The organism is Neptunomonas sp. CHC150 (assembly GCF_030397555.1).
GTDB classification, from domain to species: Bacteria; Pseudomonadota; Gammaproteobacteria; order Pseudomonadales; family Balneatricaceae; genus Neptunomonas; species Neptunomonas phycophila.
On record NZ_JAPNXU010000047.1, the window covers coordinates 1 to 510 of the forward strand.

Sequence of the window (510 nt, forward strand, 5' to 3'; positions counted from 1 at the left end):
TTCCGTCGACTCAGTGGCTAGAGGCGCACCTATTTAAAAGGGATTAAGTATGTTTACGGGTTCTTCAGATGCGCGTTATCAAGATACTGAAATCACTAATGATGGTTTCTGGCCCAACTTAAACGTAGGCGATTTTGAAAAGCGTAGGGGAATACCAGCAGCGCAAGATCCTGATCGCATCACCATTGCTTTAGTGAATGCCATGGCTGAAGTGAACCGTTCTCTTGCTCAACTAAAAGCTGAGTATCAAGAGCAAGGTTACGAAAACGCCGCTGATGTGCCAGTCACGCCCATTGTGAATGGGAAAAACCGCTTAGTGATTCAATATGAATCCGCGGTTAATTCGAGAGCTAAAGCGGACCTACTTCCTGATATTGCGACGGTTCATACCAAAGATCAAGGTGACCACCTCGCTGATAGATCAACAGATACACGAGATGACTTAATGGCAGAAAGTCAGCGCATTATTCGAAATATGTTGGGGGTTTCTCGCTCATCGGCTGCTTCTGT

At 45.7% G+C, this 510-nt stretch carries 1 protein-coding gene; it reads left to right on the forward strand.

Annotated elements, in window-relative coordinates; translation table 11 throughout:
• Nucleotides 1–49 precede the first annotated feature (49 nt).
• The coding region (locus tag OW491_RS18095; RefSeq protein ID WP_290037287.1) for a head completion/stabilization protein at nt 50–510 on the forward strand (461 nt) is incomplete at its 3' end.